The following is a 22,134-nucleotide window of genomic DNA, read 5'->3' on the forward strand; positions in this document are numbered from 1 at the left end:
GATGCCCAGTGATACTTTGTGGAAGGCCTTGAGAAGGCCCGCCAAGCCATGGAAGGAACCCGCCTGCGATGAGTGTGTCAGGCACCCGGACGGAACGTTCTTCCGCTTCCTGGACAGCCTCGGTGTGGATCCCGGCGGTCCTCGGCTTCGTCGGCTCGGTGGCCGTGATGGCCGGATCGCTGTCCGTGGGCTGGCTGGCCTCCGTGTCACCGATCAACCGCTGGGGCTGGCTGATCCCGTGGCGCACCACTGAATCCGGAGTCATCACCGGCACCGTGGTACTCACCCTCGGCTGCTGGCTCATGTTCTGGGGCTGGCTCCGTCTGGGCCACGTACTCCGGCCTTTCGGCCCCGGCGCGCTGCGGATCGTCACGCTCACGACGACGGCCTGGATCCTGCCGCTGTTGGCCTGCCTGCCGATCTTCTCCCGGGACATCTTCGCCTACATCGGCCAGGGCCGGCTGATGATCGCCGGCCGCGATCCCTACGAGGACGGCATCTCCACGCTCTCCAACTGGTTCCAGCTGGGCGCGGACACCACCTGGGCGCAGACCGAGACCCCCTACGGGCCGGTGTTCCTGTGGATCGAGCAGTTCGTCATGGCCGTGGCCGGACCGGACGACCCGGACCTGGCCATCTTCCTGTTCCGCCTTGTCGCCGTGGCGGGCGTGGTGCTCATCATGGTCTACGTTCCCAAGCTGGCCGCCCTGCTGGGCACGAATGCGGCCCGGGCCCAGTGGATCACCGTGGCCAACCCGCTGTTCCTCATCAGCTTCGTGGCCTCCGGTCACAACGATGCCCTGATGGTCGGCCTGGCGGTCGCCGGCGTCTGGTATGCGGCGACCAATCGGGGGCTGCTCGGTGTCCTGCTGGTGACCGCCTCGCTCGGCATCAAGCCGATCACCATGGTGCTGCTGCCCTTCATCGGCCTGCTCTGGGCCGGCCGGGGAGCCAGTTGGGCACGGCGCTTCGGCTACTGGTTCCTGACGGCCGGCATCGCCGGGTCGATCATGGTGGTGGTCGGGTTGCTCAACGAGTTCGGCTTCGGGTGGCTGACGGTCATGCTCGGCACCGGAACCGGCTCCGTGCCCTGGTCCCCGGTCGGGATCCTGGCCGAGGGCACCAAGGTGATACTCGGCTCGCTCGGGATCGAGGACAACTGGGTGCTCGACGCCTTCAAGACCGCTGGCCGGCTGTTGTCCATCCTCATCGTCATCTGGCTCATGTTCCGCGGCCGGCACGAGCACCTCATGCAGCGGCTGACGTGGGCTTTCACCGCACTGGTGGTACTGACGCCGATCATCCAGCCCTGGTACCTGCTGTGGCTCCTCCCGTTCTTCGCCGTGTTGGGGATCCGCAGTGACTGGCAACTGAAATGGGTCGTGTTCACCGTGGCCTTCTTCGTGGCCTTCGGTGCCGCCGACCAGCTGTTCGTGTGGCAGTTCCTCGGCATCGGCGAGCAGCTGGCCCACCTGGCCACCTTCCTGTCCTGGGCCTGCATGCTGTGGATCCTGCTGTTGGACCCCTGGACCAGTTCCATCCTGAAGGAGGAGTGGCACGTGCGGGCCGCCCTGCGCCGGACGGTGGCCCGGCTGAGGGGCCACGCAGCGGACTCCGACGCTTCCGACGGGATGATGCCCGCAGCGGAGCGCGGCCCTCGAGCCGGCGTCGCCTCCACCGGACGGCCTGACCGGACGGGGGACCGGACGGCGGACCAGGCGGGGGACAAACGGGCAGGCCAGGGGACGACTCCCTCGTGACCATCTCCGAACCCACGGGCGCCCCCTCCGGAGCCCTGGCCGGACTACGACGCCGGCTCGGCGCCTTCCCGCTGACCCACCGGCTCGTGGGCGGTCCGGACGAGGAGACGGCCCCGAGCCTGTGGCAGGGACTCATCGGATCACTCCTGATCATGATCGGCTCCTGGGGCGTCGGCTGGCTCGCCATGACGCCGACCTCGGTCTTCGCCCGGACCACCGTGCTCAACCCGCTCCGCGTGGAGCCGGTGGGCGTGGTGGTCTGCGCCATCCTCCTGGTCCTGGGATCCCTGCTGCTGGTGCGGGCCTGGCTGCGACTGGGCCAACGCCTCGAAGGCCGCTGGGCCACGGCCGGGCCGGTGGTGGTCCGGGCGACCTGGTTGTGGGCCGCCCCGCTCATGGTGGCCTTCCCCGTATTCTCGCGGGACGTCTACTCCTACCTCAGCCAGGGGCGGCTTCTGCATGCCGGACTGAACCCCTACGAGGACTGGATCTCCGAGTTGCCCGGTTGGTTCATGCAGGGCGCGGACTCCATCTGGGCCGAGTCACCCTCGCCCTATGGTCCCTTGTTCCTGCTGGTCTCCCGGGCCGTCTGGTTCGTGACCGGTGGGAGTCCCGAGCCGGCCCTGTTGCTGTTCCGCCTCGTCTCGGTGGCCGGTCTGGCGCTGTGCCTGTGGGCGGTGCCGCGGCTGGCCCGGCGGTTCGGCACCGAACCCGGTTGGGCGGTGTGGATCTCCGTGGCCAATCCGCTGTTCGCGCTGTACATGATCGCCGGCATCCACAATGACTCGCTCATGGTGGGCCTCTTGCTGGCCGGATTCGTGCTCTTAACCCCGGGAGCCTCGCGCGGCCGTAGCCTCGCCGGGCTCGTGCTCGTGTCCCTCTCGATCGCCATCAAGCCGTTGACCATCCTCGCGCTGCCCTTCGCCGGGTTGCTGCTGCTCCGGGGCGCTCCGGGGTCTCCGAGTTGGGGGGTGCGGGCGAAGGTCTGGACGTGGTGCCTACTGGTGGCAGCGGCGGTGTTGACGGGCATGGGGGCCCTCACCGGGCTCTGGTTCGGGTGGATTCCGGCCATGCTGACCTCGGGCGATGCCGCCTTCCCCTATGCTCCCTTCGGGATCCTCGGTCTGGCGGTCGGCTGGGCCGTGGATGCGGTGTCGGCCACGGGGGTCCGCCCGGTGGCCGACCTCGTCTACACGCTGGGCAAGGTGGCGGCGATCGTCTTCACGGCCTGGCTGGCCCTCACGCGCCGCCCCATCCACCCCGTGCTGGCCACCGGCCTGGCCCTGCTGGCTGCCGTCCTGCTCGCCCCGATCATCCAGCCCTGGTACCTGCTGTGGGTGCTGCCGATGTTCGCCGTCGTGAGGCGCTGGCGCGGGTGGCCCGTGTGGACGCTGTACCTGCTGGTCATGGTGCTCGTGGTGGTCGGGGTGGTGGACCAGCTTTCCGTGGCGCAGTGGATCTCCCTGTTCTGGGTGCGGATCACCGCTGCGGTCGTCGGACTCGCCTATATGGTGTTCATTGTCTTTCTCGATCCCAAGACGTCCACGCTGTTCCCCTTCACCGCACGGTGGAGGTCGAGGGGACGCCCGAACGCCACCACTCGTCAGACCAATCAGGAGACCTTGTGAACCAGACCGGACCAGCGAAGGCCGCACCCAGGGCGGGGTCTCGCGCGGGCACCCGTGCCGGAGGCCCGGACCGTCGGCTGCTGCTCGTGCTGGTGGGGGCGACCCTGTTGGCGGCCGTCGTTGCGGTGCTGTCCAAGCAGTGGTGCCGGCTCAACGGCTGGGAGGCCCCGGGGGTGCACATCCACATGTGCTATTCGGACTTCGGACAGCTCTTCCCCACGCGCGGCCTGGCTGAGGGATACTTCCCGTTCTTCACGCCGTTGCCCGAAGACCAGTGGATGGAGTACCCGGCGCTACTGGCCGTCGTCGCCGGGGTGACCTCGTGGTTTGTGCCCCAGGACGGGACGCTGCTGGAACGGACGGTCACCTACTTCGACATCAATGCGGTTGGTGCCCTGCTCTGCTGGCTGATCGTCGTGGTGGCGACCGCCTACACCGCACGCGGCCGGTCCAAGGACGCACTGATGGTGGCGGTGGCGCCGGGCATCATCCTGACCTCCTTCCTGAACTGGGACCTGTGGGCCGTCATGCTGGCCGCCCTCGGCCTGCTGCTCTGGTCCCGGAGCCACCCGGTCCTCGCCGGGGTGGCGCTCGGCCTCGGAGCGGCCATGAAGCTGTATCCGCTGTTCTTCTTCGGCGCGATCCTCGTGCTCTGCTGGCGCGCCGGGAAGCTGGGCGTCTTCTTCAAGTCCCTGGCCGCCGGGGCGGTGGCCTGGCTGGCCGTCAACGTGCCGTTCATGCTGACCGCCTTCGACCAGTGGAGCCGGTTCTACACCTTCTCGGGAGACCGTGAGGTCTCCTTCTCCTCGATGTGGCTGGCGTTCACGTGGACCGGCTGGTCCGGTGAGACCTTCTCCCTGGTGTCCAACGGATTGTTCGCCCTGTCCTGCCTGGGGATCGCCTACCTGGGGCTCTCGTCCCGGCACCGGCCCCGGATGGCCCAGCTCTGCCTGCTGATCGTCGCGGCCTTCATCCTGCTGGGAAAGGTGTACTCACCGCAGTTCGTGATGTGGCTGATCCCGCTGGTCGTGTTGGCCCGTCCGAACTGGCGGCAGTTCTGGATCTGGCAGGCGGTGGAGGTCTACCACTGGGGCGGCGTGTGGATGGAGTCCGCCCGCATCACCTCGGAGGGCGCCTTCGGTGGTGGAGCGCTGTGGATCCCGCTCTGGTACGGATCCGGGATCGTGCTGCACATGGCGGCCGTGATCTGGATCTGCGTCTCCGTCATCCGGGACATCCTCGATCCGGACCGTGATCCGATCCGCCGCTCGGCAGCGGCTGGTGCGTCGCGGGACCTTGCCTCAGCTGTCACCGCGGCGCCAGGTGTCACGGTCGCGCCGGGTGCCACCGCCGAGGCCTCGGCCATCGACGCCACTGGTGAGGTGTCCCTGCCGCCCTACGATCCCTCAGCGGGTGTCCTGGCGGAGGAGCCGGATCGATTCCTGCTGCCTCCAACTGGCCGAGGCCGCGTCCTGACCGGCTGACCACCGTCCCCGCCTTCCTCGCTCTACTCGGCCGGTCCACTCTCCGACATCTTCCGGGCGCGCAGCACGAGTTCCAGTTCGAACCGGACCGCCGGTCGATCCAGCTCGCCGCCGAACAACTCCCGCAACTGGGACACCCGGTACCCCACCGTCTGCGGGTGGATGCCCAGTTCATGGGCCACGGGATTGCGCTGGCCCCAGTGCACCAGCCAGGACAACAGGGTCTCCTCCAGGGTCGCTCGCTTCGTGCCGCTGAGTTCGTCCAAGGGTGCCAGGCGCCGGGCGGCCAGGTCCGCCATCACCTGGGTCTCCGCTCCGAGGACGATCTGCGCCAGGTGGTCCGAGGCGAAGACCGGGTCTCCGTCCCCCGGGGACTCGGTCTGTAGCTGGGGCAACTGGGCGGCGACGAGCCGTGCCACGCGGTGGGAGTGCGCCACCCCGTCCCATTCCACGGGCGGACCGAGGACGGCGGAGGTGCCGGCGAAGACCTCGCGCAATCGGGGGCGCAGGCGTTCGGACTGTGGTGCGGCCACGATCGCTGTGGCTTCGGACTCGCGCTCCACCACGATCCCCGAGGTGCCCAGCCGGGTTCGGACCCCGGACGCTGCTGCCAGGGGCAACACCACCGCCGCCATGCGCTGGGGCAGGTGCCAGTCGGCTCCGGAGGCCAGCCGCCGCACCTCATGGATTTCGGCGCCTCCACCCACGAGTGCCGCCACCAGGTCGGCACGCCGCAGCTCCAGCGCACCCGCATGAGCTGATTGTTCCACCGCGTAGGCCTGGACGCTCACGGCGGACAGCTCGTCGATGTAGGCCAGGATCGTCTCCCCGAGATCCACCACCACGTCCATCGCCATGCCCTGCTCGGCACACGCCTCGGACAGGCCCCGGAACGTGATCCTGGCACTCGTCCGATAGGCCGCCAGGAGGGCGTCCATGCTGCGACCCTGCCGGTACTCACCGGCCCCGAGTGCCGCCACCAGTTCGCGCGACTCCTCGTTGAGGGCAGGACCGGCCGTGCCCGGCAGGGATAGCAGTTGCTCCAGGGCGCCCTGCACGCCGAGGAAGAGCACCTCACTGAACCGCTCGGTCCTGGTGATCTGATAGGCGGGGATCTGATTCGGCACCGTCTGGATGATCTGCTCGACGACGGCGGGCACAGCGGGTGCCAACAGTTCCGCCAGCTCCGGGGGTAGCGACAGCCACGGTGGCCGTGTGGCGTCCCTGGCATCGGTGGAGCCCCGGGAACGTTGTGCCTGCGGTGTCTCCCGGACCTGCGGTGGTGGGGGACCGCCGGCTAGCGGGTGCGATGGCAGACTATCCTCGGACGACAGATTCATGGCAGTAATCGTATCCGTTCGGTGCAGAAACTAGTTGGCGGGGCGCATAGTCTGGACAAATGGCTAGTCGTTCTCTCGTGTCGGTGTTTTCCTTGTTCTCCTCTGTCCTGGCGACGCCCCGCTCGCCTCGGGATTTCCTGGCCCTGTTGGACCCAGTGCACTCCTCCCGGCAACTGCGCGGTATTGTCACGAAAGTCTCCCGTCCGGTTCCCGGTACGGCCACGATCTCGTTCCGCACCGGCCCCGGCTGGAAGTCGCATGAGGCCGGCCAGTGGGCACGCATCGGCGTGGACGTCAACGGGGTGCGCCAGTGGCGGTCCTACTCCCTCTCCGCCGCTGCGGGGGAGGATCCGGAGATCACCGTCACGGACATCGGTAAGGTCTCCGGCGCCCTGGTCCGCAACACCGAGCCCGGAGACGTCCTGTTCCTGGACCGTCCGGAAGGTGATTTCACCCTTCCCGAGCATCCCCGGCCCCTGCTGATGCTCACCGCCGGATCCGGCATCACGCCCGTGATGTCCATGGTCCGGACCCTGGTGCCGCGTCGCCCGGACGCAGACGTGGTCCTCATCCACTCGACCCGCACCTCCGAGTCCTCCCCGTTCCGCGAGGAACTGGATGAGCTGGCCCAGCAGTTCCCCGGGCTGCGGGTCCACCACCACACCACGGCGGACGAGGGCCGGCTCGACTTGACCGGCCCCCACGCCATGGACACCCTCTGCCCCGACTGGCGCGACCGTGCGGCCTACGCCTGCGGACCCACGGGCTTCCTGGACGACACCGAGGACCTCTGGAAACGCGAAAGCAGTTCCGGCGCGGCCGGGCTCAAGATCGAGCGCTTCCAGGCTGACTTGGCCGGCGGGGTCGCCGGCGCGGGTGGACTGGCCGTCTTCGAGAACTCGGACATCGAGGTGGAGGCCGCCGGGGACCTGCCGCTGCTCGAGGTGGCCGAGAACGCCGGCGTGGAGGCCCCCAGTGGTTGCCGGATGGGCATCTGCCACTCCTGCCTGATCCCGCTGCGCTCCGGCCAGGTCACCGACCTGCGCACCGGCGAGGTGTACGGAGATCCCGGTGAACTCATCCAGACCTGCGTGAGTGCGGCCGCCGGCCCCGTCAGCCTCGCGCTGTAGCGCACGGCAGGGCCTGCGAACCATCGCAGTCGCCACGTACCACCTCAGACCATCCGACGCCCATCTCTAGGAGCATCGTGTTCAAGACCAACACCCACGCCAAGACCATCAGTGAACCGGACACCGTCAGCTGGGCCCCGGGCCGGGGTAAAGGCCCCGACGGCCCTCCGGAGCCGCGCACCGAGGCGCCCGGCCGGCGTCGTGCCCCGGGAAGTGGGGTTCCTCGACCGGGTTCCCTGTCGGCCGAGGGCAGCCCGACTGTTCGCCCACCCGCCGCAGCCCATCTGTCCGACGACCAGGTGGCCGAACTCGGCCGCGAGCTCGACGCCGTCCGGGACACGGTCCTGGCCGAGCGCGGTGACACTGACGCTGCCTACATCCGCAAGGTCATCCGCTGGCAGCGTGCCCTGGAGTTCGGCGGACGGGCCTGTCTGATGGGCGCCAACAACAAGCTGGCCTGGGTGGCCGGAACCTCCATGCTGTCGGTCGCGAAGATCATCGAGAACATGGAGATCGGCCACAATGTGCTGCACGGCCAGTGGGACTGGATGCGGGACCCGGACATCCACTCGACCACGTGGGAATGGGACTTCGTCACCCCATCCAAGGCTTGGCAGAACACCCACAATGACATGCACCACCGCTGGACCAACGTGATCGGCAAAGACCGGGACGTGGGCTACAACGTGCTGCGCGTGGACAAGGACCAGCCGTGGGAGCCCAAGCACATCCTCAACCCGGTCATCAACGCCGGGCTGGCACCGGTGTTCGAATGGGGCATCGCGCTCTACGACCTGGAGCTCGACCGAGTCAAGACCGGCGAGAAGTCCAAGTCCGAGCTCATGCGGGACCTGAAGACCGTGGGGATGAAGGCCGCCAAGCAGTTCGCCAAGGACTACGCGGCGACCCCCGTGGCGGCCCAGGTGTTGACCGGCTCGGGGAAATCGGCGTTGCTGGCCACGGCCACCGCCAACGGATTGCGCAACATCTGGGCCCACGCCGTGATCTTCTGTGGCCACTTCCCGGAGGGCGCGGAGACGTTCACCGAGGAGATGGTCGAGGGGGAGACCCGGGGTGACTGGTACGTCCGCCAGATGATCGGCTCGGCCAACATCTCCGGCTCCAAGGCCATGCACTTCATGACCGGCAACCTCTCCCACCAGGTGGAGCACCACCTGTTCCCGGACCTGCCGTCCAACCGCTACGCCGAGGTGGCCGTGAAGGTCCGCGAGATCTGCGAGCGCTACGGGCTGCCCTACAACATCGGTCCCCTGCACAAGCAGGTCGGCTCTACGTGGGGCAAGATCTTCCGGTTGGCGTTGCCGGACCGGAAGTAGCCAACGCAGGTACCTCGAAGCCCGGCCGGAGCATCACGCTCCGGCCGGGCTTCGTGGCGGGTGGGGTCAGGGCACGTCCAGGCTCACGGCACGTAGTCCGCGCAGACCGGGTCCACCGGCTGGTCGCGGTGCAGCACCCAGATGCCGTGGTCGTCCTCGGTGACGGCCTCGTAGCCCAGGCGTTCGGCTCGTTGCAGGGCCTCGTCCGGCGTGAGCGGATCCCACCCGCCGAGCTCCTCCACGGTGGTGTCGATGATCATCCAGGTGGCCAGCTCGTCACCCATGTCCCCGTGCAGGCCCACGTAGGTGCGGTCCACGAGGTGGGGCACGGCATTGTCCGCGGCCTCGACGCAGACGTCATCCGGAATGGTGTCCACGGCCCGGTTCAGGGCGTGGGCCCACTCCGTCATCTGCCAGTTCTCGCCCGTCGCGGTGCGGTGGAACGGGAAGACCTGCGGGAAGACCGCGGTTCCCAGCACGCCGCAACCGAGCAGGACCGAGACGAACACGAGGGGCAGTCGCCCCTGACGCGAGACACCCGGGGCAGGCAGGCCGGTGGTCGCCGCGGAACCGGTGCGCCGGCGTCGTGCTGGGTCTGGTGACTGAGCCCGTGACTGACGGCGTGCCTCACGCCAGACGCCGATCCGGGCGAGCGCCTCGAGCGCGGCCAGCAGGAAGATCGGGGCCAGGATCGCGTCGTACTGGTAGACCGGGCTCCACACGTTGAGCCGGTCGTTGAACAGGCGCGAGAGCAGGATCGGCGCGCCGATCAGGGTGTAGGGGGACAGGAACGGCAGCAGCCACAGCGCCACGAAGTGCAGCAGCCACAACCCGATCTTCAGCGGGTGGTCGAACAGGACCGCGACGGCGTCGAGGGGCTGGGACAGGATGAAGGCGATCGAGGACCCCATGTCCGGGCCCAGGGCGGTGAATTGCCAGTACCCGAACTCACCTTCGGGGGAGAAGTGCGGGATCACCACGGAGGTGGCGAAGACGTAGCCAGCCACCCCCAGCACGGCGGTCACGACGGCGGGCAGCCAGGCCCGCTTGATCGCGAGCACCATCGCGATGGCCAGCAGTGTGATGCCCATGTCCTCGCGGACGGTCAGCAGGGAGACCGCGAGGATGGTGGCCAGCCAGTATCGGCGGCCGTCGATGGCCCAGATGACCCAGGCGGCGATCGGCACCCCGAAGGAGACCTCGTGGAAGTCCCAGTTCACCATCGCCTGGAACGGCCACCACAGCAACAGGGCGGCGGCGGCGATCAGCGCGGCGGAGTGGCGGAAGCGACGGCGCGCGAAGAGATAGACCGGGATGGCGGTGGAGACCAGCAGAGCGGTCATCGCGATGCCCAGCATGCGCGGGTCGTCCCAGACCCAGTACAGGGGGGCCGCCAGCGCGATGATCGGGTGGAAGTGATCGCCGAGGATGTTGAAGTCCACGCCCTTGATGGGCACGATCGGCTCCCGGAACAGCGCGTACTGGCGCACGGCCTGGTCGAAGATTCCGAGGTCGTATCCCTTGGCCTCGAAGTTCCGGAAGCGCAGGAACGAATGGACCAGGTAGAGGACGGCGGCCGCGGCCATGACGGCGCCCAACTGCCACCATTGGCGGCCGGTGGTGCGCGGCCCCACGGTCAGGGCACCGTCGCGGCGATCCGGTTGGCGGCCGATCACCCAGCGGGGCGTCCGCACCGGGAGGCCGGGGGTGGCGGTGCCGGCTTCGGAACCGGAGTCGTCAACGGCGGGATTCTGCTGCACGGGCCACCTGGGGGATCGGAATCGGGACATCCCCTCCATCGTAATGACCCCGGGTGGGCCGGCGGTGCCACAGTCCTCCGGCCGGCGCCGCGCGGCGCCGGCCGGAATCGTGCCGTGGCTACTCGACCAGCTTGCCGTCCTGGGAGACCTCCCGGATCAGGGCGGCGATCTCTTCCGGCACCGGCGGGATCTCCTCGCGCGTGATCCCGGCGGTGGGCGACCAGACGAGGTTGACCTGTAGCTCAGGATCAGTGTCCGGGAAGTCGCTGCGGTTGTGGCAGCCGCGCGTCTCGCGGCGCTCGCGGGCGGCCTCCAGCGTGGCCCGAGCGGCCAGGGCCGAGGCCTTGAGGTCGAAGGCGTGGGCCAGGTCCTGGTAGCCGGCGATGTCCGGGTGGATGCCGACGTCCTGCAGGCGCGCCTCGATCGAGTCCAGCTCGGCCAGTCCCGCTGAGAGTCCTGCCTCACTGCGGACGACGCCAGCGTGCTCGGTCATCGTGTTGCGGATGGCTCGCTGAAGGGCCCGGACGTTCTCCTGCCCGTCCGCGGCCAGCAACCCCTCGATCTCGGCGCGGGCCGCGGCCACGGCCTCGGGGGAGCGACGCTGCGCGTCGAGACCGGCGGAATGCTCGACGGCGGCCTGACCGACGATGCGTCCGAACACCAGTAACTCGATCAGGGAGTTCCCGCCCAGCCGGTTGGCGCCGTGGAGTCCGGAGGAGGCCTCGCCGATGGCATAGAGGCCCTCGACGTCCGTGCTGTGGTCCTCGGGCCGGACCCAGACCCCGCCCATGGAGTAGTGCGCTGTCGGGGCGATCTCAATGGGATCGGTGGTGATGTCCAGCATCTGCAGTTCGAGCAGTGTCTGGTAGACGCGCGGAAGTCGCGTCATGATCGTCTCCCGTGGGAGGTGGGAGACGTCCAGCCAGATGCCCCCGTTCGCCGTGCCGCGGCCCTCGTGGATCTCGGTGTAGGCGGCCAGGGCCACCCGGTCACGCGTGGAGAGTTCCATCCGTTCGGGATCGTAGTTCGCCATGAAGCGCTCGCCGCGGCCGTTGCGCAGGATCCCGCCCTCGCCGCGGGCGGCCTCGGAGACCAGGGTTCCGGCGGCGTTCTCGGGCTCGATGATGCCGGAGGGGTGGAACTGCACGAGTTCGGGGTCGCGGAGCCGGGCCCCAGCCTCCACCGCGAGGCGGAACGAGTCCCCGGTGTTCTCATCGCGGCGGGATGAGGTGCGCCGCCAGATCCGGTTGTGCCCGCCGGCGGCGAGGATGACCGAGTCGGCGTGGATGAGGTAGCGCGTGCCGTCCTGGACGTCGAAGCCGTAGGCGCCGAAGACGACGTTGTCCTTGACCAGCAGCCGGGTGATGTAGACGGTGTCCAGGATGGGGACCTCGAGTTGTTCCGCCCGGTTCACCAGGGTCCGCTGGATCTCCAGTCCGGTGTAGTCCCCGGCGAAGGCGGTGCGCCGATAGGTGTGCGCGCCGAAGAAGCGCTGTGAGATGCGGCCGTCCTCCTCGCGGGCGAAGGCCATGCCGTAGCGGTCCAGGTCGGCGATGCCCCGCTCGGCGCCGCGGGCGACGATCTCCGCGGTGTGGGGGTTGGCGAGGTGGTAGCTCTCCTTGATGGTGTCCGCGGCGTGCTGCTGCCAGCTGTCCTCCGCGTCCATGGTGCCCAGGGCGGCGTTGATGCCGCCGGCGGCCAGGGAGGTGTGGGCGTCCTGCCGCTGGCGCTTCCCGACGGCCAGGACGTCCACGCCCAACTCGGCCACCTCGATGGCGGCGCGCAGCCCGGAGCCGCCGGTGCCGATGACGAGGACGGTGGTGGAGATCTGGTGTTCGGCCACGGCGGTGGGGCGTGCCGAAGGAGACGCTGGGAGACGTGCTGTGGAAGTCATGGAACCACCGTAGAGAGACCACCTTCCATTACTCCAATGAATAATAGGAGTGGAGACGATACGCTTTTGCTATGAGTATGAATCTGGAGCAGTTGCGGGGGTTCCTTGAAGTCGCCCGTGTGGGGCACTTCACCCGGGCCGCGGAGGCACTCCATCTGACGCAGCCCTCCCTGAGTCGGCAGATCGCCACCCTCGAACACGACCTCGGTTCGGAGCTCTTCCACCGGGCGCGGGGTCACATCACCCTGACGGCGGCGGGGGAGACCCTGCTGCCCCTGGCACGCCGGATGCTGGCCGACGCGGAGACGGTGCGCCGGGAGATGGCCGAGCTGGCCGGGCTGCAGCGGGGCCGGGTCCGGCTCGGGGCCACACCGACGCTGTGCGTGAGCATCGTGGCCGATGCCGTCGCGGCCTTCCATACCGCCCACCCGGGGATCGAGTTGCACCTGACGGAGCGGGGATCCCGAGGATTGGTCGAGGAGCTCGTCTCCGGCGCCCTGGACCTGGCCCTCGTCATCACCTCGGACGCGCATCCGGCCACGGCACCGAGCCTGCACCGCAGCCGGTTGCTGACCGAGGAACTCGTGGTGGTGGGCGGCGGGGAATCGCCGTTCGGCGGACGCACCACGGTGACCCTGCAGGACCTGGCCCTCATGCCGCAGATCGCCTTCCCCGCCAGCTACGACTTGCGGGGCACCATGGACGAGGCCTTCCGGGCGGAGGGGCTCGCACCGACGGTGGTGCTGGAGGGAGCGGAGATGGATGCCGTGCTGCGATTCGTGGAACTGGAGATGGGAGTGGCGTTGGTGCCCGCCATGGTGTTGAAGGACCGGCCGGGGTTGAGCTCAGTGCGTCTCTCGGAGCCCCGGTTGACCCGCACCATCAGCCTGGCCCGCCGCCAGGACGTGAACCTCACCCGTGCCGCGGCGGAGATGCAGCGCACGATCCTTTCGACAGCCGATGCCCTTGCCGACGGGCAAGGCGGAACCGGGGGATTGGTCACCCGCGCCGGCTGAGGGGCAATGCACCGCACCGCGCGCAGACCGGTGCGAGCTCATTCGAGAACCGGCACCTCGCGTCCGTCCTCGACGACGTAGGTTCCGTGCTGGAACGGCGTCGCCGTGACGACCAGGTAGGTCGCACCGGTCGAGGTCGTCCGGGTCTCGTGCACGGTGAACCCGCGCGGAGGGCCGTTGTCGTCGAACAGCCGCTTGCCGGCGCCGACGGTGACGGGGAAGACGAAGAGCCGGTACTCGTCGACCATGCCGGCCTGGTGCAACGCCTTGGCCAACTGCCAGCTGCCGTGGACCTGGAGCTCGCTCTCGCCGTGCTGGCGCAGGTCCGAGATCGCGTCGAGCGCGTCCGGGCCCGGGATCAGGTTCGTGTTCTCCCAATCCGGCTCGTAGCCGGCGTGTGCCACCACGTACTTGGGGCCGTGGTTGATCTCTCGGGCCACCGGGTCGTCGTCACTGACCTCGGGCCAGTAAGAGCGGAACATCTCGAATGTGATCCGACCCAGCAGGAGCGCGGTCGTCTGCTCGAACCAGGTGGTGACGATCTCACCGAAGACGTCGTCGTTGTAGTCGTCGTTGTAGGGGACCTGCCAACCGCCCGCAGTGAAGCCGCCTGTGGTGTCCTCGTCTCGACCTCCGGGACCCTGCATCACGCCGTCGAGGGTCAGAAAGGTGTGGAGTGTCAGTCTCTTGATCGTCACGCTACGCAGCGTGCCCCGGAGGTGCCGTCTCCGATCCTGCGTTGCTGGCCTGATCGCCCGACTGCGGGGTCTGACCGCGCCGTGGCGTTACCAACGGGGCGCCGCACGGGCGACACGCCGAAGATGCAGACCATGGGGTGCCCCAGGAGGGAGTCGAACCCCCGACCAAGAGATTAGAAGGCTCCTGCTCTATCCACTGAGCTACTGGGGCTGGGCCTCGTCATTCTAGCGGGATTGCCCTCCTCCACAGGAAACCGTCCCCGGTGGGTTGTCCACGGATGGATGGTGCTGCCCTGTTGCTGTGGCTCCGGTGCCGCTGTGCTGGAAGGGCAGGAAGTCCTCTTCCTTCCGCCGTCGGACACCATGCCCGACGGCGGCCCCTCGCCGGCCGCGGGCCGGCTCACCGAAAGGCACCAGCATGAGTCAGCACATCACCGTCCGCGGCTTCGTGGCCACCGATCCGACCATCCGCAACGCCCAGGCCGGGTTCCCCGTCGGCAATTTCCGACTGGCCGCCACGGACCGGCGCTTCGACCGCGAGCAGAATGCGTGGGTGGACGGCAACACGAACTGGTTCACCGTCAATCTCTTCCGCAGCCTCGCTCAGAATGCCTTCACCTCCCTGCAGAAGGGCCAGCCCGTGGTGGTCACCGGCCGGCTCAAGGTCCGTCCCTGGGAGACGGAGGAGCGTTCCGGGACCGCCGTGGAGATCGAGGCGGACACCATCGGTCATGACCTGTCCCTGGGTACGGCCACCTTCCAGCGCTCCTCCGGGCGACCGGGCGAGGTGGCGACCGGAGCGGCGGAGGCCGGGACGGGGTCGGGCGAGCCGGTCGGGCCGGGGCGGCCCGGGGAGGAGGCCTTCGACCGGGAGACCGGCGAGCTACTGGGCCACGAGGTAGACGAGGCAGGGGCGGCCGAGGCCGATGGGGACTCGGATACAGGGGAGGACTCGGCGGACTCGCAGGCCCTGTCAGCAGCCTGAGGGCACCCGGTGGCCGCCGAACGCCACCGATGCGGGCAAACCGGCGGCCACCCACTAGCCTTGGGGACATGGCGGAATACATTTACAGCATGGTCAAGGCCCGCAAAAAAGTGGGCGACAAGCTGATCCTGGATGACGTGACGATGGCCTTCCTTCCGGGAGCCAAGATCGGCATGGTGGGTCCCAACGGCGCGGGCAAGTCCACGATCCTGAAGATCATGGCGGGGTTGGACACACCCTCGAATGGTGAGGCCCGGCTCTCCCCGGAATACAGCGTCGGCATCCTCATGCAGGAACCCGCGCTGAACGAGGAGAAGACCGTCCTCGGCAACGTCCAGGAGGGCGTGGGTGAGATCTACGGGAAGATCCAGCGGTACAACGAGATCTCCGAGGCGATGGCCGATCCGGATGCGGACTTCGATGCGTTGATGGAGGAGATGGGCAAGCTCCAGGAGCAGATCGATGCCGCTGACGCCTGGGACATCGATTCCCAGGTCGAGCAGGCCATGGACGCCCTGCGCTGCCCCCCGGGCGATGCCGACGTCACCAACCTCTCCGGTGGTGAGCGCCGCCGCGTGGCGCTGTGCAAGCTGCTGCTGCAGAAGCCGGACCTGCTGCTGCTCGACGAGCCCACCAACCACCTGGATGCCGAGTCCGTGCTGTGGCTGGAGCAGCACCTGGCCGCCTACCACGGCGCTGTGCTCGCCGTGACGCACGACCGGTACTTCCTGGACCACGTGGCCGAGTGGATCTGTGAGGTGGACCGTGGACGCCTGTACCCCTATGAGGGCAATTACTCCACCTACCTGGAGAAGAAGCGCGCCCGCCTGGAGATCCAGGGCAAGAAGGACGCCAAGATGGCCAAGCGCCTGTCCGAGGAGCTCGACTGGGTGCGCTCCAACTCCAAGGGGCGCCAGGCCAAGTCCAAGGCCCGTCTCTCCCGCTACGAGGAGATGGCGTCGGAAGCCGAGAAGACCCGCAAGTTGGACCTGGAGGAGCTTCAGATCCCGCCGGGCCCACGGTTGGGCAACCAGGTGATCGAGGCCAAGAACCTGCAGAAGGGGTTCGGCGATCGCGTACTGATCGACGGGCTGTCCTTCTCCTTGCCGCCGAACGGCATCGTCGGCATCATCGGCCCCAACGGCGTCGGCAAGACCACCCTCTTCAAGACCATCGTCGGCTATGAGTCCCTCGACGGCGGAGAACTGAAGATCGGCGACTCGGTCAAGATCTCCTATGTGGACCAGTCCCGCGGCGGAATCGACCCGGAGAAGTCGTTGTGGGAGGTCGTCTCGGACGGTCTGGACTACATCAAGGTCGGTCAGGTCGAGATGCCGTCCCGCGCCTATGTCTCGGCGTTCGGCTTCAAGGGTCCGGACCAGCAGAAGAAGGCCGGTGTGCTCTCCGGTGGTGAGCGCAACCGCCTGAACCTGGCGCTGACCCTCAAGGAGGGCGGCAACCTGCTCCTGCTGGATGAGCCCACCAACGACCTCGACGTGGAGACCCTGACCTCACTGGAGAACGCGCTGCTGGAGTTCCCGGGCTGCGCCGTGGTCATCTCCCACGACCGGTGGTTCCTGGACCGGGTGGCCACCCACATGCTGGCCTACGAAGGCACCGACGAGAATCCGGCGAATTGGTACTGGTACGAGGGCAACTTCGACTCGTACGAGGCCAACAAGGTAGAGCGGCTGGGCGCGGATGCCGCCCGTCCGCACCGCGTGACCCACCGCAAGCTCACCCGCGACTGAGCGGAGCCCGCCCTGCGGGGCGCCGGCATGCCACGGATCTACCGACGTGGCCGGCCGGCGCCCTTCAGGAAGAGGCTCTGGACCGAGTTCTTGACCCGGTACTGCAGGTCGCCGGGCACCCGGATCATCCCCTCCTGGGCCACGGAGGCCACCAGCTCACCGTCACGCGAGTAGATCCGTCCGTTGCTGAGCCCGCGGGCGCCCTGTGCCGAGGGGCTGGACTGGACGTACAGCAGCCACTCATCCGCGCGGGCCGGCCGGTGCCACCACATGGCATGGTCCAGAGACGCGACCGAGATCCCGGGCCGAACCCAGGAGATGCCGTGCCGGCGCAGGATCGGCTCGAGCAGAGTGTAGTCCGAGGCATAGGCCAGGGCCGCCCGGTGCAGGTTCGCATTGCCCTCCATGGCGGAGAACGTCTTCATCCACACCATGTTAGTGGCCACCTCGCTCCGGTCCGGGGCGATCTCGATGGGTGGATCCACGTGTCGGATGTCGAAGGGCCGGGCCCAAGACCACTCCTGCGCTATCGGGTGACGCATGCGGCCGAGCCGGTCCGAGGTGGACGGCAGGGATTCCGGATCGGGCACTCCTGTGGGCATGGGGGACTGGTGGTCCAGGCCGGACACGGGATCCTGGAAGGAGGTGATCAGGGACAGGATGGTCTTGCCCTCCTGTATCGCCTGGACACGGCGCGCGGAGAAGGACCGTCCGTCACGCAGGGTCTCGACGGCGAAGGTGATGGGCAGCAGGGCGTTGCCGGGGCGGAGGAAGTATCCGTGCATCGAGTGGATGGCACGCTCCCCGTCCACGGTGGAGATGGCGGCCATCAGGGACTGGGCCATGACCTGCCCGCCGAACACGCGGCCGCGAGCCTGTGGTGGGGTCTCCCCGGTGAAGAGGAGCTCGCCGGTGGCCGCGTCCTCTCCGGCCGGAGTCAGATCCAGGACGCTGCGGAGCACATCGGTCGGATCCTCCGGGAAGTCGTTGCGCCCCTTGTGGACCTTGCCAGTACTCATGAATGCCCCTTCGCTGTCTCCGAGCCGTCTGGCTGATCCGGCCAGTCCAATGGCATCGGTACCGGCCGGTAACCGTCCCGGAAGTCTACTCCGCCGGCGTGGAACCGCCGCGCTGACCTGCCCCGGTGGTCTGCCCGGGTGATCTGTCCCGGCGATCTATCCCAGGGGACGATGGGACAATGGATCCCATGTCCTCCTCACCCGTCGATCCGTTCCGTCCCGACTCCACGTCCCCCCAGGTTCCGGCTCGACCGGAACTGCACCTGGAGGACCTGGAGGCGGCCAAGGACCTCGAACGGTACGCGACCCGGGCCAAGACCATGGCGGATACGGGCCTGCGCCTGCAGGTGGCCGGCAACGTGCTCGCCTCCTGGGTCTCCGTGCTGCACCCGCGAGGACTGGGGGACCGGGTTCCGGTGGCGTTGGGCCTGCGGACGGTCCGGTTGGTGGAGGGCCGGCATGACGGGATCGACGCGGTCTATTCGCTGTCCTCCGTGCTGGAGAGGCTGGCCCGCATGGCCGCCACGGGATCCACGGCCTTCACGCTGCCGCCGGCACCCGAGAGCGCCCCGTGGACAGCTGTGACCCCGCCGCGGGGCGGCTGGACACCGATGGCCACCGTGGAGGACGGAGAACTCCAGCAGATCGCCCGGGACGGGATCTGTGAGCTGGCCGACGCACTGCCCCAGGATCCGGGGGCCTCCATGGTCGCCCAGGCCCGCGCCGCGGTCTGGGGACGGCTGCTCGGTGGTGCCTCGGCGGAGGCCGGTGACGGCTTCCTGCCGGCCGGGGCGGCCTTCGCGGCCCACGGCCTGGGCTTCCTCAGCCCGCAGGGCACGACGGCGGTCCACGCCTCGGGTCCCTGGGTGCGCCTCTCGAACGCGGCCGGGTACGTGCTCTGCCGCCAGCCGATGCTGCTCTAGGCCGAGTTCACCATCGAATGGGCGGCCCGTTCCAGGTAGTCCCAGAGGGTCTCCTCCAGCAACGGTGCCAGGTCGAGGGAGTCCACAGCCGCCCGCATGTGCCGCAGCCAGGTGTCCCGGGCCGCGAAGTCCACGGTGTAGGGCGCGTGCCGCATCCGCAGCCGTGGGTGGCCGCGTTGCTCGCTGTACGTCCTCGGCCCGCCCCAGTACTGCTCCAGGAACATCCGCAGCCGTTCCTCGGCCGGGCCGAGATCCTCCTCCGGGTACATGGCCCTGAACTCGGGGTCAGCCGCGACCTGCTCGTAGAACACCCTGGCCAGCTTGACGAAGGTCTCGTGCCCGCCAACCTGGTCGTAGAAGCTCGCGTTCTCCGGCTGGGCTCCTGCATCGGCACCAGCACCAGCAGCTCCACCCCCACCGGCGGCGGCGCCAGCAGTTTCACCGGCACTGGCAGCGGCGCCGGACGCGGGAGCCATCACCTGCGGCGGACGGTGGCCGGTCGAGGCGGCCGGCCGGTCCTGCAGCCCGGTCACCTGGCTCGGAGCCTTGCCCTGGCGCGGCTTCAGCACCGCGATGGGCGCGCCCAGGCGGCTGCCGAACTCCGGCAGGTTCTGGTTCTGATGGCGGCGCACCTGCTGCTGCTTGATGGTGACAGGGAAGCTCACGGAGCGGGCGATGAAGCACTGTTCATGGGCCTTCGCGTGTAGTTCGTCCGCGGAGCGGCGCTGGTCCTCGTCGGCGAGCCAGATCTCCGGTACCAGGGCCGCGGAGGTGATCCGGCCGCCGTCGTGGTCATGGGTCAGCACACACGCCGCGCGCACAGAGGCGCCGGTGACGACCACCCCGGCCTGCGTGGCGGCCTGGAGGTAGGACAGCAGGTGGCACTCGGCGAGGGCCGCGAGCAGGAGCTGTTCGGGGTTCCACCGGGAGTCGCTCCCGTGGAAGGCCCGCGCGGCGGAGCCGTTGAGTTCGCCGGGGCCCTCGGCGCGGACCACGAGCTCACGGCCGTAGTCCTTGTATCCGGAGGTGCCGGAGCCCCGGTTTCCGGTCCATTCAGCATGCAGGGAGAAGGAGTGTTCCACGTGCCCTACGGTACCGTCCGGGGCGGCGGTACCGTGCCCCGGCTCCGCCACGGTCCGAGGTCGTGGTGCTGCTGGGTGGTGCCGCTGGCCGGACCGCCCCAGTCACCCTAGACTCGAGACACGCTGGGAGGTTTAATGCCACACATCCACATCTTGACCGTCTCCGACCGGGCCCATGCGGGTCAGGCTCCGGATACGGCGGGGCCGCGCGCCCTCGAACTGGCGGCCCAGTACCTGAGCGAGTGGACGGCGGACGGGGCCATCGTGGCGGACGGGGTCGACTCCGTCCGGTCAGGGGTCCGTGCGGCACAGGGCAGCGGAGCCGACGTGGTGCTCACCCTCGGCGGGACCGGGGTGTCCCCACGGGACCTGACGCCCGAGGCCATGGACGGGCTCATCGGCACGGAGTTGCCCGGCATTGCTGAGATGCTGCGCCGGGAGGGTACCGCGCAGACCCCCACCGCCGCCCTGGGACGCGGACGCGCCGGGCTCATCGGCCGGACCGTGGTCGTGAACCTCCCCGGCTCCCTGCGTGCCACGGACCAGGGCATTCCCCTGCTTGCGCCCTTGCTGGAGCACCTGCTCGAGCAACTCGGTGGAGGCGGCGATCATGCCCGTCACTGAGGATGCAGCCATCCTGCGGCCGGTCTCGCCAACGCCCAGCCCGGCCGCGCCGGTCCACACCGGGGTGACCGAGCAGCCCCTGGACCCGGTGGCCGTGGAGTCCTTGGTTGTGACCCCCACCTGCGGGGCAGCCCTGACGTTCACCGGCATCGTCCGGAACCATGATCCGGAAGCCACGGGCACAGTGACCTCTCTGGACTATTCGGCGCATCCGGATGCGGACATCGTGCTGACCGCGATCGTGGCGCGTCACGCCCGCGCCCTCGGGGACCCGCGCGGGGAGGTTCGGGTCGCCGCGGCGCACCGGATCGGACACCTCGACGTCGGCGACCTCGCCCTGGTGGTCTCCGTGGCCTCCGCGCACCGGGCCGAAGCCTTCGAGGTGTGCCGGTCCGTGGTGGAGGACATCAAGGCCGAGGTCCCAATCTGGAAGAAGCAACAGACCGCCGCCGGCGAGGCTCACTGGGTGGGACTGCCATGACCTCGGTGCCGATCACCCTGACCACCCGGACCGCGACCGGGACGGGCGCACGTCCCGCCGGCGCCGCGGATACCGCGCCAGCAGCGGCACCCGGCCCCGAGGCCAGGCGGCTGCTGCCCACCCCGGCCGAGCTGGCCGGCGTCGGGCCCCACGAGGGGACTGACCGGTCCCTGACGGACGGATTCGGGCGCGTTCACCGGGACCTGCGCGTCTCGCTGACGGACAAGTGCTCGCTGCGCTGCACGTATTGCATGCCCGAGGATGCCGGCCCGTTCATGCCGAAGGACCAGTTGCTCTCGGCCGCCGAGATCGAACGGTTGGTACGGATTGCGGTGGACCACGGCATCACCGGGGTGCGGTTGACCGGCGGCGAACCGCTGCTGCGCCAGGACCTCGAGGACATCGTGGCCCGGCTCGCCGGAATCGAGCTGTCCGATGCTGCCGGGGGTGGGCGTCTGCCGGTGGCCATGACCACCAACGGGATCACTCTGGACCGGCGGCTGCCCGCCCTGCACGAGGCTGGATTGTCCCGCGTGAACATCTCCATCGACACCCTCCAGCCGGAGAAGTTCCGCCAGTTGACACGCCGTGACCGGCACGCCGACGTCCTGGCCGGGATCGCCGCCGCCCGGGATGCCGGGCTGCGCCCGCTCAAGCTCAACGCTGTCGCCATGCGCGGGGTCAACGACGACGAGCTGGCAGACCTCGTGGCCTTCGCCGTGTCCCAGGATGCGCAGATGCGGTTCATTGAGCAGATGCCCCTGGACGCTGGGCACACCTGGAAGCGGGACAACCTGGTTTCCGGCGAGGAGATCCTCGCCCGGCTCGCCGAGCGCTTCGACCTCGCCGAGGTCCCCGGCCGCGGCTCATCCCCGGCCGCGCTCTATACGGTCGATGGCGGCCCCCACACCGTGGGCGTCATCGCCTCGGTCTCGAAGCCCTTCTGCGGAGACTGTGACCGGTTGCGCCTCACCGCTGACGGTCAGATGCGCAACTGTCTGTTCGCCCGGGAGGAGACCGACCTGCGGACCCTGCTGGGGGACTCAGCGTCGGACGTGGACCTGGCCGCGGCCATGAAGATCTCGGTCGGGGCCAAGAAGGCCGGTCACGGCATCGACGACCCGGACTTCGTCCAGCCCGGCCGCGGCATGAACGCCATCGGCGGCTGACAGCCCGCCCCTTGGCGGCCGGTTGCCTGACGGCCTGCACCTTGACAACGGCT

Annotated in this window: 17 protein-coding genes, 1 tRNA gene and 2 pseudogenes; 12 read left to right on the forward strand and 8 right to left on the reverse strand. The window is 68.9% G+C overall.

All coding sequences use genetic code 11. From position 1 onward, the window contains the following. Nucleotides 1–68 precede the first annotated feature (68 nt). Genes mptB (C8E99_RS03015) through C8E99_RS03025 form a run of 3 tightly spaced genes read left to right on the forward strand, consistent with a single transcriptional unit; the run spans nucleotide 69 to nucleotide 4,872 of the window. The gene (gene mptB / locus C8E99_RS03015; RefSeq protein WP_170144513.1) at nucleotides 69–1,760 is read left to right on the forward strand and encodes a polyprenol phosphomannose-dependent alpha 1,6 mannosyltransferase MptB; all 1,692 of its coding nucleotides are present in this window, start codon (nucleotides 69–71) and stop codon (nucleotides 1,758–1,760) included. Then, complete coding sequence (gene mptB, locus C8E99_RS03020; protein ID WP_115931050.1) at nucleotides 1,757–3,388, forward strand: polyprenol phosphomannose-dependent alpha 1,6 mannosyltransferase MptB; 1,632 nt, start codon at nucleotides 1,757–1,759, stop codon at nucleotides 3,386–3,388. The genes mptB (C8E99_RS03015) and mptB (C8E99_RS03020) overlap by 4 nt, the downstream gene beginning before the upstream one ends. After that, nucleotides 3,385–4,872, forward strand: coding sequence for a glycosyltransferase family 87 protein (locus C8E99_RS03025; protein ID WP_115931051.1), 1,488 nt, complete (start codon nucleotides 3,385–3,387; stop codon nucleotides 4,870–4,872). Before mptB (C8E99_RS03020) ends, C8E99_RS03025 begins: the two co-directional genes overlap by 4 nt. Nucleotides 4,873–4,895: 23 nt before the next feature. Here C8E99_RS03025 and C8E99_RS03030 read toward each other — a convergent pair whose 3' ends face one another. Then, a complete protein-coding gene (locus C8E99_RS03030; RefSeq protein WP_115931052.1) occupies nucleotides 4,896–6,212 on the reverse strand; it encodes a PucR-like N-terminal domain-containing protein in 1,317 nt (438 codons plus the stop codon). A gap of 59 nt (nucleotides 6,213–6,271) precedes the next feature. Here C8E99_RS03030 and C8E99_RS03035 point away from each other — a divergent pair, with 59 nt between their 5' ends. Both C8E99_RS03035 and C8E99_RS03040 read left to right on the forward strand, forming a co-directional pair. Beyond that, entirely contained in the window at nucleotides 6,272–7,342 is a 1,071-nt protein-coding gene (locus C8E99_RS03035) for a ferredoxin reductase (RefSeq protein WP_115931053.1), read from the forward strand. Between the two features lie 236 nt (nucleotides 7,343–7,578). Further along, on the forward strand, nucleotides 7,579–8,679 hold the full coding sequence (locus C8E99_RS03040; RefSeq protein WP_245952429.1) for a fatty acid desaturase family protein: 1,101 nt from the start codon (nucleotides 7,579–7,581) through the stop codon (nucleotides 8,677–8,679). An 83-nt stretch (nucleotides 8,680–8,762) separates the two neighbouring features. Here the strand turns inward: C8E99_RS03040 and C8E99_RS03045 are convergent, their stop codons facing one another. Further along, nucleotides 8,763–10,265 (reverse strand): DUF2079 domain-containing protein, encoded by a 1,503-nt coding sequence (locus tag C8E99_RS03045; RefSeq protein WP_115933175.1) that lies wholly within the window; start codon nucleotides 10,263–10,265, stop codon nucleotides 8,763–8,765. 292 nt (nucleotides 10,266–10,557) lie between these two features. Then, nucleotides 10,558–12,333, reverse strand: coding sequence for an L-aspartate oxidase (locus C8E99_RS03050; protein WP_115931055.1), 1,776 nt, complete (start codon nucleotides 12,331–12,333; stop codon nucleotides 10,558–10,560). A gap of 77 nt (nucleotides 12,334–12,410) precedes the next feature. Between C8E99_RS03050 and C8E99_RS03055 the strand changes: the two genes are divergently transcribed. Continuing rightward, a complete protein-coding gene (locus C8E99_RS03055; protein ID WP_115931056.1) occupies nucleotides 12,411–13,349 on the forward strand; it encodes a LysR family transcriptional regulator in 939 nt (312 codons plus the stop codon). A 38-nt stretch (nucleotides 13,350–13,387) separates the two neighbouring features. Here C8E99_RS03055 and C8E99_RS03060 read toward each other — a convergent pair whose 3' ends face one another. Together C8E99_RS03060 and C8E99_RS03065 are read right to left on the reverse strand one after the other, a co-directional pair. Further along, on the reverse strand, nucleotides 13,388–14,047 hold the full coding sequence (locus C8E99_RS03060; RefSeq protein WP_245952053.1) for a dihydrofolate reductase family protein: 660 nt from the start codon (nucleotides 14,045–14,047) through the stop codon (nucleotides 13,388–13,390). 138 nt (nucleotides 14,048–14,185) lie between these two features. Next, a tRNA-Arg gene (locus C8E99_RS03065) sits at nucleotides 14,186–14,258 on the reverse strand. A 207-nt stretch (nucleotides 14,259–14,465) separates the two neighbouring features. Between C8E99_RS03065 and ssb the strand changes: the two genes are divergently transcribed. After that, complete coding sequence (ssb, locus tag C8E99_RS03070; RefSeq protein ID WP_115931057.1) at nucleotides 14,466–15,032, forward strand: single-stranded DNA-binding protein; 567 nt, start codon at nucleotides 14,466–14,468, stop codon at nucleotides 15,030–15,032. 68 nt (nucleotides 15,033–15,100) lie between these two features. After that, complete coding sequence (ettA, locus tag C8E99_RS03075; RefSeq protein ID WP_115931058.1) at nucleotides 15,101–16,783, forward strand: energy-dependent translational throttle protein EttA; 1,683 nt, start codon at nucleotides 15,101–15,103, stop codon at nucleotides 16,781–16,783. Nucleotides 16,784–16,821: 38 nt separating this feature from the next. Here ettA and C8E99_RS03080 read toward each other — a convergent pair whose 3' ends face one another. After that, nucleotides 16,822–17,802 (reverse strand): acyl-CoA thioesterase, encoded by a 981-nt coding sequence (locus tag C8E99_RS03080; protein WP_115931059.1) that lies wholly within the window; start codon nucleotides 17,800–17,802, stop codon nucleotides 16,822–16,824. 188 nt (nucleotides 17,803–17,990) lie between these two features. Here C8E99_RS03080 and C8E99_RS03085 point away from each other — a divergent pair, with 188 nt between their 5' ends. Then, nucleotides 17,991–18,725 (forward strand): DUF8185 domain-containing protein, encoded by a 735-nt coding sequence (locus C8E99_RS03085; protein ID WP_245952054.1) that lies wholly within the window; start codon nucleotides 17,991–17,993, stop codon nucleotides 18,723–18,725. On the opposite strand, the pseudogene C8E99_RS15995 reads toward C8E99_RS03085, so the two are convergent. Together C8E99_RS15995 and C8E99_RS16000 are read right to left on the reverse strand one after the other, a co-directional pair. Next, nucleotides 18,722–19,087, reverse strand: a pseudogene (locus tag C8E99_RS15995) (globin); the annotation flags it as partial. The gene C8E99_RS03085 and the pseudogene C8E99_RS15995 sit on opposite strands and share 4 nt — an antisense overlap. A gap of 339 nt (nucleotides 19,088–19,426) precedes the next feature. Next, nucleotides 19,427–19,858: pseudogene (locus tag C8E99_RS16000) on the reverse strand (OsmC family protein); the annotation flags it as partial. Between the two features lie 84 nt (nucleotides 19,859–19,942). Between C8E99_RS16000 and C8E99_RS03095 the strand changes: the two are divergent. From C8E99_RS03095 to moaA, 3 genes are read left to right on the forward strand one after another with little or no spacing between them, the layout of a single operon-like run. Then, nucleotides 19,943–20,431: a molybdopterin-binding protein gene (locus tag C8E99_RS03095; RefSeq protein WP_115931061.1), complete on the forward strand. Its 489-nt coding sequence runs from the start codon at nucleotides 19,943–19,945 to the stop codon at nucleotides 20,429–20,431. Then, on the forward strand, nucleotides 20,418–20,912 hold the full coding sequence (locus tag C8E99_RS03100) for a molybdenum cofactor biosynthesis protein MoaE (RefSeq protein WP_115933178.1): 495 nt from the start codon (nucleotides 20,418–20,420) through the stop codon (nucleotides 20,910–20,912). Before C8E99_RS03095 ends, C8E99_RS03100 begins: the two co-directional genes overlap by 14 nt. Further along, the gene (moaA, locus tag C8E99_RS03105; RefSeq protein ID WP_115931062.1) at nucleotides 20,909–22,081 is read left to right on the forward strand and encodes a GTP 3',8-cyclase MoaA; all 1,173 of its coding nucleotides are present in this window, start codon (nucleotides 20,909–20,911) and stop codon (nucleotides 22,079–22,081) included. The genes C8E99_RS03100 and moaA overlap by 4 nt, the downstream gene beginning before the upstream one ends. The last annotated feature ends 53 nt before the right edge of the window (nucleotides 22,082–22,134 follow it).

Source organism: Citricoccus muralis (assembly GCF_003386075.1).
GTDB lineage: Bacteria > Actinomycetota > Actinomycetes > Actinomycetales > Micrococcaceae > Citricoccus > Citricoccus muralis.